The organism is Actinoallomurus sp. NPDC052274, from assembly GCF_040679475.1.
Classification (GTDB): domain Bacteria; phylum Actinomycetota; class Actinomycetes; order Streptosporangiales; family Streptosporangiaceae; genus Actinoallomurus; species Actinoallomurus liliacearum.
The window spans coordinates 23,723-30,965 of the sequence record NZ_JBFAUT010000083.1; the positions used below are offsets into that span (position 1 = coordinate 23,723).

At 69.5% G+C, this 7,243-nt stretch carries 8 protein-coding genes; 3 read left to right on the forward strand and 5 right to left on the reverse strand.

Going from position 1 to position 7,243, the window contains the following annotated elements; translation table 11 throughout:
- The first annotated feature begins 105 nt into the window (after positions 1–105).
- Positions 106–1,086, forward strand: a complete 981-nt coding sequence (gene trxB / locus AB0K82_RS40635) for a thioredoxin-disulfide reductase (protein ID WP_364407865.1) — start codon at positions 106–108, stop codon at positions 1,084–1,086.
- A gap of 399 nt (positions 1,087–1,485) precedes the next feature.
- On the opposite strand, the gene AB0K82_RS40640 is transcribed toward trxB, so the two are convergent.
- The 4 genes from AB0K82_RS40640 to AB0K82_RS40655 all read right to left on the reverse strand — a co-directional run bounded on the left by AB0K82_RS40640 (position 1,486) and on the right by AB0K82_RS40655 (position 5,117).
- Positions 1,486–1,923: a hypothetical protein gene (locus AB0K82_RS40640; protein WP_364407868.1), complete on the reverse strand. Its 438-nt coding sequence runs from the start codon at positions 1,921–1,923 to the stop codon at positions 1,486–1,488.
- A gap of 543 nt (positions 1,924–2,466) precedes the next feature.
- Complete coding sequence (locus tag AB0K82_RS40645; RefSeq protein WP_364407871.1) at positions 2,467–3,084, reverse strand: GNAT family N-acetyltransferase; 618 nt, start codon at positions 3,082–3,084, stop codon at positions 2,467–2,469.
- Between the two features lie 142 nt (positions 3,085–3,226).
- Entirely contained in the window at positions 3,227–4,177 is a 951-nt protein-coding gene (locus AB0K82_RS40650) for a ParB/RepB/Spo0J family partition protein (protein WP_364407874.1), read from the reverse strand.
- An 85-nt stretch (positions 4,178–4,262) separates the two neighbouring features.
- Positions 4,263–5,117, reverse strand: a complete 855-nt coding sequence (locus AB0K82_RS40655) for an AAA family ATPase (RefSeq protein WP_364407876.1) — start codon at positions 5,115–5,117, stop codon at positions 4,263–4,265.
- Between the two features lie 124 nt (positions 5,118–5,241).
- On the opposite strand from AB0K82_RS40655, the gene AB0K82_RS40660 reads away from it, so the two are divergent.
- A complete protein-coding gene (locus AB0K82_RS40660) occupies positions 5,242–5,427 on the forward strand; it encodes a hypothetical protein (RefSeq protein WP_364407879.1) in 186 nt (61 codons plus the stop codon).
- Between the two features lie 200 nt (positions 5,428–5,627).
- Here the strand turns inward: AB0K82_RS40660 and rsmG are convergent, their stop codons facing one another.
- Complete coding sequence (gene rsmG, locus AB0K82_RS40665; protein WP_364407882.1) at positions 5,628–6,326, reverse strand: 16S rRNA (guanine(527)-N(7))-methyltransferase RsmG; 699 nt, start codon at positions 6,324–6,326, stop codon at positions 5,628–5,630.
- 424 nt (positions 6,327–6,750) lie between these two features.
- On the opposite strand from rsmG, the gene AB0K82_RS40670 reads away from it, so the two are divergent.
- Positions 6,751–7,080 carry a DUF6458 family protein gene (locus tag AB0K82_RS40670; RefSeq protein ID WP_364407885.1) on the forward strand — a complete coding sequence of 110 codons (330 nt, stop codon included), beginning with the start codon at positions 6,751–6,753 and terminating at the stop codon, positions 7,078–7,080.
- Positions 7,081–7,243: the final 163 nt, after the last annotated feature.

The following is a 7,243-nucleotide window of genomic DNA, read 5'->3' on the forward strand; positions in this document are numbered from 1 at the left end:
GGAATCTCCGCGCCCTAGGATCGGTTTAGGCCACTGCGAGCCGAGCTGACCGGGCGAACAGGACCGGGCACGGCTTCGCGGACGCGATCAGAGAGAGGCACTGTGGTGAGCGACGTCCGGAACGTGATCATCATCGGTTCGGGGCCGGCGGGTTACTCCGCAGCGATCTACGCGGCCCGAGGGGACCTCAGACCACTGGTCTTCGAAGGCTCGGTGACCGCCGGTGGCGCGCTGATGAACACCACCGACGTGGAGAACTTCCCGGGCTTCCCCGACGGCATCGTCGGCCCCGACCTGATGGACAACCTGCGCAAGCAGGCGGAGCGCTTCGGCGCCGAACTGGTCGCCGACGACGTGACCGAGGTCGACCTGAAGGCCACGCCGAAGGTCGTCAAGGTCGGCGACGAGACCTACCTGACCAAGGCGGTCGTGATCGCCACCGGGTCCAAGTACCGCGAGCTCGGGCTGCCGAAGGAGAAGCAGCTCTCGGGCCGTGGCGTCTCCTGGTGCGCCACCTGCGACGGCTTCTTCTTCCGCGACAAGGACATCGCGGTGGTCGGCGGCGGCGACTCCGCCATGGAAGAGGCGATCTTCCTCACCCGGTTCGCCCGGTCGGTCACCATCATCCACCGACGGGACAAGCTCCGGGCCAGCCGGATCATGCAGGACCGCGCGTTCGCGAACGAGAAGATCAAGTTCGCGTGGAACAGCGAGGTCGCCGAGATCCTCGGCGACGAGAAGCTGACCGGCGTGACGCTTCGCGACACGGTCACCGGCGAGGAGCGCACCCTCGAGCTGTCGGGGCTGTTCATCGCGATCGGCCACGAGCCGCGCACGGAGCTGTTCGCCGACCAGCTCGAGCTGGACGAGGAGGGCTACCTCCGCGTCGCGGCGCCGACGACCCACACGAACATCTCCGGTGTCTTCGGCGCCGGTGACGTCGTCGACCACCGCTACCGCCAGGCGATCACCGCGGCCGGCACCGGCGCCGCGGCGGCCATCGACGCGGAGCGCTGGCTGCAGGACGAGGGACTCGCGGAGCTGACCCCGCAGGATTTCTCCTCGGTTCCCGAACTCGGCGCCTGATCCCGCATTTTCCCGGCCTCCCGTGGCCTGGACGGCGGTGGCCCCGTGCGAAAGCACGGGGCCACCGCCATTTCACGCCCCTAGCCTGCGGAAACTCGCCACAGCCCCGCTGGCGCGCGAACGCCGCCGTCCTGGTGTGATGGGCTCAATATCGGGGGTCGATCGCCCCAGCGCCCTCTCAGACCCCATTATGCTCATCTGGCACTGGGCAGGCTCTCCGATCTGCTCCATGGGTCACTGTCAGGCGGGTCGATCTGCAATCGGGCGGCGTGTCGCCTTGCGCACCGCCGCCTCATCCGTACTTCGCTGATCATCATGGCGTCGGCGTCGGCAACGCTGGGACCGCCCACGCCCCGAGTCGGCGTGATCACACCACGGTGGACGGTTCTGGTCACCGCGCTATGGGATGGCCGCCTCACCGACCGCCGCCAGCAACTCGATGGGGAATTCCGGATCGCCTTGCCCGACGGTGAGCGCGACCCACCGGGTGGCTTCCGGCTGCCGCCAGACGAGCATCTCACCGCTGAGCTGACACAACCCGCTGATCGGTTCCGGAACCGGGTCCTCACTCCACAGGTAGGGCTCCAGATCGATCGCCTCGGGCCCGCCCCAGCGCGCCGTCAGCGCCGTTACCAGTGCCTGGAAAGCGGCGTCGATCTCTCTCTCGGCCGCTTCGACGATCTCTTCACTACGGTCCTCCCAAAAGTCCTGGCTGGCCCGTAGGACGCGCACGTGATAGCCCGGTCCGCTGACACCGTCTCCTTGTCGCGTCTCGTTCCGCGGAAAAGGAAGGGCGAGCAGACCGCCGACGATGGACTCCAGATCCTGCGTTGCCACGCCATGAGACTAAACAGCCGGTGAAGTGCGTCCCGACTCGATCCGGGAGTTGGGGCGGACGACGGGCAGCGGGCAGTCGTGGGCTCGCTGCATTCCCGCTCGGTGAGCGGCGGTTGCGGCCGGTTTCAGGAGCGTGGGGGACAGTGCCCCCTAGGCATGACCGATGGCTGCGGCCAGGCCGTCGCGCGGTCCGGCGAGGACCGCGCGTATGGATGGGCGGCCTGGCCGCCGACGGCGGACGGGTCGCCACACGGCGCTCGGCGTATCCACCTCGGCCACGCCGGCGCCACGCGGCGAGCACTGGATGTCGGATGTAGGCGTGGGCGCCGGGCAGCGGCCTGCTGCAGGATCCCTCGGCGGCGCCGGGTGAAACACCGGTTCGGGTGGAGGCCGCCGGCCGCCAGCTCGTCACCTTGACCGGCGAGCCGGAGGCGGCGGGGCTGCTCGCGCTCATGCACGCTCGTCGATCGGCCGGCCTGCGCAGTGCTCAGCAGAGCCGCCCTCACGTCGTCGCCAGGAGCGGGTAGCGGGCCTGAGACGCCGTCAGACGGGCCGGAGGGCGCCTTCCGGGGACATGGAGCCGAGGAGCCGTTCCAGAGCGACCTCGACGTCCTCCCGCCAGGAAATGGCGGACTTGAGCTCGAGTCGCAGGCGCGGGAACCGGTGGTGCGGCCGTACGGTCTTGAAACCGACCGCCAACATGTACTCGGCCGGCAGGACGCAGCCGGGCTTCTCCCACTTGAGATCGCCGAACGCCTCGATCGCCCGGATGCCCCGCCGGGTCAGGTCCTTGGCCATCCCCTGGACGAGCATCCGCCCGAGCCCGCCGCCCTGGAACTCGGGCAGGATGTGCGCGGTCATCAGCAGAGCGGCGTCCGCGCTCGCGGGGCTCGTCGGGAAGGCGACGGAGCGCGGCACGTACAGCGGTGGCGCGAACAGGACGTAGCCCGCAGGCACTCCGTCGACGTACACGATCTTGCCGCAGCTCCCCCATTCGAGGAGCGTGGCGGAGATCCACGCCTCCTTCTCCAGCTCCGTGTTACCGCAGTCCTCGGCGCGCTGTTTGCTCACCGGGTCGAGCTCCCAGAACACGCAGCTGCGACACCGCGATGGCAGATCATCAAGATTGTCGAGCGTGATATTCACCAGACGACGCGACACCGGCCAGGCCCCCTTCTTGGGCGGAGCGCCTTCATTACCCGAGACCTATTCCCGCTCAGCAGGAGCTTAGAGCTACGGCTCGGCCCACCGCTTCCGGAACGGATGGCCGGTGTTTCACGTGAAACCATCCGTCCGAGCGGAGCTATGCGGGCGGGCGGTTCCCCGGCGTCATCGCATCGACGATCCGCTCGAGGTCCTCGAGCGTGGCGAACTCCACCACGATCTTGCCCTTGCGCTGGCCGACGTCGACGCGCACCTTAGTCTCGTAGAGCTCCGAGAGCTCGGAGGCGAGCTCCCTGATACGAGGGTTCTCCGGCCGGCTCGGCGCCTTCCGCCGCGCTTCCTTCTTCGTCTCTCCGCCCTCGCCCAGAGTGATCAGCTCTTCGACGGCCCGGACCGAGAGGCCCTCTTCGACGATCCGCTTCGCCAGGTACTCCTGCTGTTCGGCGCTCTCCAGGCCGAGGAGCGCCCGCGCGTGGCCGGCGCTGAGGACCCCGGCGGCGACGCGCCGCTGGACGACGGGCGGCAGGTTCAACAGCCGAAGGGTGTTGGTGATGTGCGGCCGGGAACGCCCGATCCGGGCGGCCAACTCCTCGTGCGTCGCACCGAAGTCGTCGAGCAGCTGCCGGTACGCGGCGGCCTCCTCCAGCGCATTGAGCTGCTGCCGATGGAGGTTCTCCATGAGGGCGTCGCGCAGCAGGTCGTCGTCGCCGGTGTCCCGGACGATCGCCGGGATCTTCTCCAGCTCCGCCAGCTTGGAAGCACGCAGCCGCCGCTCGCCCATGATGAGCTCGTAGCGGTTCGGGCCGACCTCGCGGACGACGACCGGCTGGAGCAGGCCCACGATCTTGATCGAGGCGGCGAGCTCCTCCAGGGCCACCTCGTCGAACGTCTGCCGTGGCTGCCGCGGGTTCGGAGTGATCTCCGCGAGCGACAGCTCGGCGAAGTGCGCGCCCGCCACCGCCTGCGGCTGGGGCGCACCGTCGAGCGGACCCGAGTCGGCGGCCCCGGTCGACGGCGACGCCGGCTGTGCGGGCGCCGTCGGGATCAACGAGCCCAGTCCCTTACCCAGACCTCGGCGTGGCTGGCTCACTTCGTACCTTCCTCAGCACTGCGTCCCTGTGAAGCGTCATCCATCGCGACCGAGGCCCTCACGCGGCCCGGTGCCCTGCGGCTCGTCATTCGCCGGCCTCCGCGCCCCGGTAGGCCATCTCGCGGGCCGCCTCCGTATAGGCCAGCGCGCCGCTGGAACTCGGATCGTAGGTCAGCACCGACTCGCCATAGCTGGGCGCTTCGGAGACCCGGACGCTCCGGGGGATGACCGTGCTCAGGACGAGGTCCCCGAAGTGGCTCCGCACCTCGTCCGCGACCTGTGCCGCCAGGCGGGTCCGCGCGTCGTACATCGTCAGGAGGATCGTCGACACGGCGAGGTTCGGATTGAGGTGCTGCCTGACGAGATCCACCGTGTGCAGGAGCTGCGTGAGCCCCTCCAGGGCGTAGTACTCCGTCTGGATCGGGATGAGCAGCTCGTCGGCGCCCGTCAGGGCGTTGACGGTGAGCAGGCCGAGCGACGGCGGGCAGTCGATGAGGACGTAGTCGAACTTGTCGGTGTCGTACGCCTCCAGCGCGCGGCGCAACCGGCCCTCTCGCGCCACCATCGGTACGAGGTCGACCTCCGCACCCGCCAGATGCAAGGTGGCCGGCGCGCAGTAGAGATTCGGCAGCCCTTCGGCCGGGACCACGATGTCCTCGAACGGACCGCCTTCAAGGATGACGTGATACACGGACGGGATGTCCGCGTGATGCTCGACGCCCAGTGCGGTCGACGCGTTCCCCTGAGGGTCGAGGTCGATCACCAGCACCCGTGAGCCGTGCATCGCCAACGCGGCCGCCAGGTTCACCGTGCTGGTCGTCTTGCCGACGCCGCCCTTCTGGTTGGCGATCGTGATGATGCGGCACTTAGGCGGTCTCGGCCATTCCTTCTCATCCCGCTTGGCGACCGCCTTGAGCGCGGCCGCCGTCGCCCGCACCATCGGCTGCGCTGTTTCACGTGAAACATCGGCCGACTTAAGCGCCTCACTTACCAACTTCGACTCCCCATGGACCGGGACACGTTGCGACGTCTCATTGACAGGATCGACCGCGACCGAGGGTTCCGTGGCGGCATCCCGGACCGCCTGCCCCTCGGACCCGGAGACAGCGGCCGTCTCGGAAGGCGCCGCCGACGAGGCCGGCACCTCCGGAGGCGCGGCGGCCGGGGCTGCCGCCGGAACCGAGGCCGCCGCCGGAACCGAGGCCGCCTGCGGTGCTGTGGCCGATGCCACCGACGCCGACCCGGCCTGAGCGGGAGGGGCCACGACCGGAGATGAGGCGGAGGACGCCGCCGTCGTGGTCGGCGCCGCCGGCGGCCCCGGATCCCCGGTCACCGCCGTGGACGGAGGCGCGACCGCCGACGCACCCGGCCAGCCGAGTCCCGACGACTGTCGTGGAGACGCTCCCGCGTGGTCCGGCCAGCCCAAGCCCTCTGCTGTCGTCAAGGCTCGTCACCTCTTCCGTTCGCCGCGCCGGCGCCCGCCGCGACGAGAACTCGTCCGTCTCCCCGAAGGCCGCGGAGCCTTGCCGGCGACGACACGGACGATCGTCGTCGGAGGCTCGACTTTACCGTGGCCCACCTGGAGGACCTCTGCGTCGCGAACGCCGAATTCATTCAGAATCGCGCTCGCCTGCTCGAGTTCCGCCGCCGCACGCTCGCCCTTCAGCGCCAGCAGCTCACCGCCCGGCCGCAGCAGAGGCAGGGCCCAGCCCGCCAGCCGCTCCAGCGGTGCCACCGCGCGCGCCGTGACGACGTCGACGGCGAACTCCTCGGCGGCCTCCTCCGCCCGGGCCCGGCGTACCTCGACGTTCGGCAGCCCGAGAAGGTCGACGCACTCCTGCAGGAAGACGGTCCGGCGAAGGAGCGGTTCGAGGAGCGTCACCGACAGATCCGGACGGGCGATGGCCAGCACGAGTCCCGGCAGCCCGGCGCCCGAGCCGATGTCGACGACGGTCGCGTCGGCCGGGATCACCTCCGCCATCACGGCGCAGTTGAGCAGGTGCCGCTCCCACAGGCGATCGACCTCCCGCGGCCCGATGAGCCCGCGTTCGACTCCGGGACCGGCGAGGAACTCGGCGTATCTCTCGGCGGAAGGCAGCGCGTCGGCGAAGATCTCGCGAGCGATCGACGGCGCAGGAAGTAGTGCCATGGCTCAGCGGCTCAGAAGCTTGGTATGGGTCCCCACAGTGATGGAATGCTTCCACATCGCATGGCCTCCCGGAAACGCCGACCCGCGCGGCCGGGTAAGCATCCGCCGCCTCGGCCGTATCCGCGAACGCACCGGAGGCCGCGAACGCGCCGGAGTCGCGAAAGCTCTCGGTGGCCGTATTCGAGAGCGCGACGGAGTTGCCAGAGCGCTTCCGTGGGCGTACTCGCGAGCGTGACCGGGCGCCAGGGCGCTCTCGGCGGCCCCGGACGGCCGCCCGGCGCGTGGTCGTACCCGGCGCGCGACGATCGGGGCGTTCGCCGGCCGCCCCACCCTCCCCACAAGGAAATTCCGGCCCTGTGCATATCTCCCGTGGACCGGGTACGACTCCCGCTGGCCGATCCATCCCCGGAAGGAGCCGTCTCAGATGGGCATCGGAACAGGCCTGGCGTTCATCGCGATCGGAGCGATCCTCGCCTTCGCCTTCAATTTCCACGTCAGCGGGATCGACATCCAGATGATCGGATGGATCCTGATGTTCGTGGGCGCCGCGTGGCTGGCCATCACGTTCGCCTACACGCGTCCGCGCCGCCGCCGGCAGGTCGCGCAGATCGTCGAGGACGATCCGGTCTTCGTGACCCGGGAGGAGGAGCGGCCCACGGTCGTCGTCGAGGAGCCTGCGCAGCGCGCGGAGTCGCCGGTTCGCCCGCGGCCGATTTCGGGAGGTCGCAACGTGACGAGGTATGAGCCGGAATAAGCCGACACGACCCGCCGTGGGCTGACCGGCCATACCGTCAGAACGGACAACGGCCCCGCCACTCAGGGGGCGGATTCAAGGGGTCGTTGCAACACCGGTGATCAACTGGCTGTTGCCAGGAGCTTAGCGAGACGCTCGGCTGGGGTTTCCCAGCCGAGCGTTT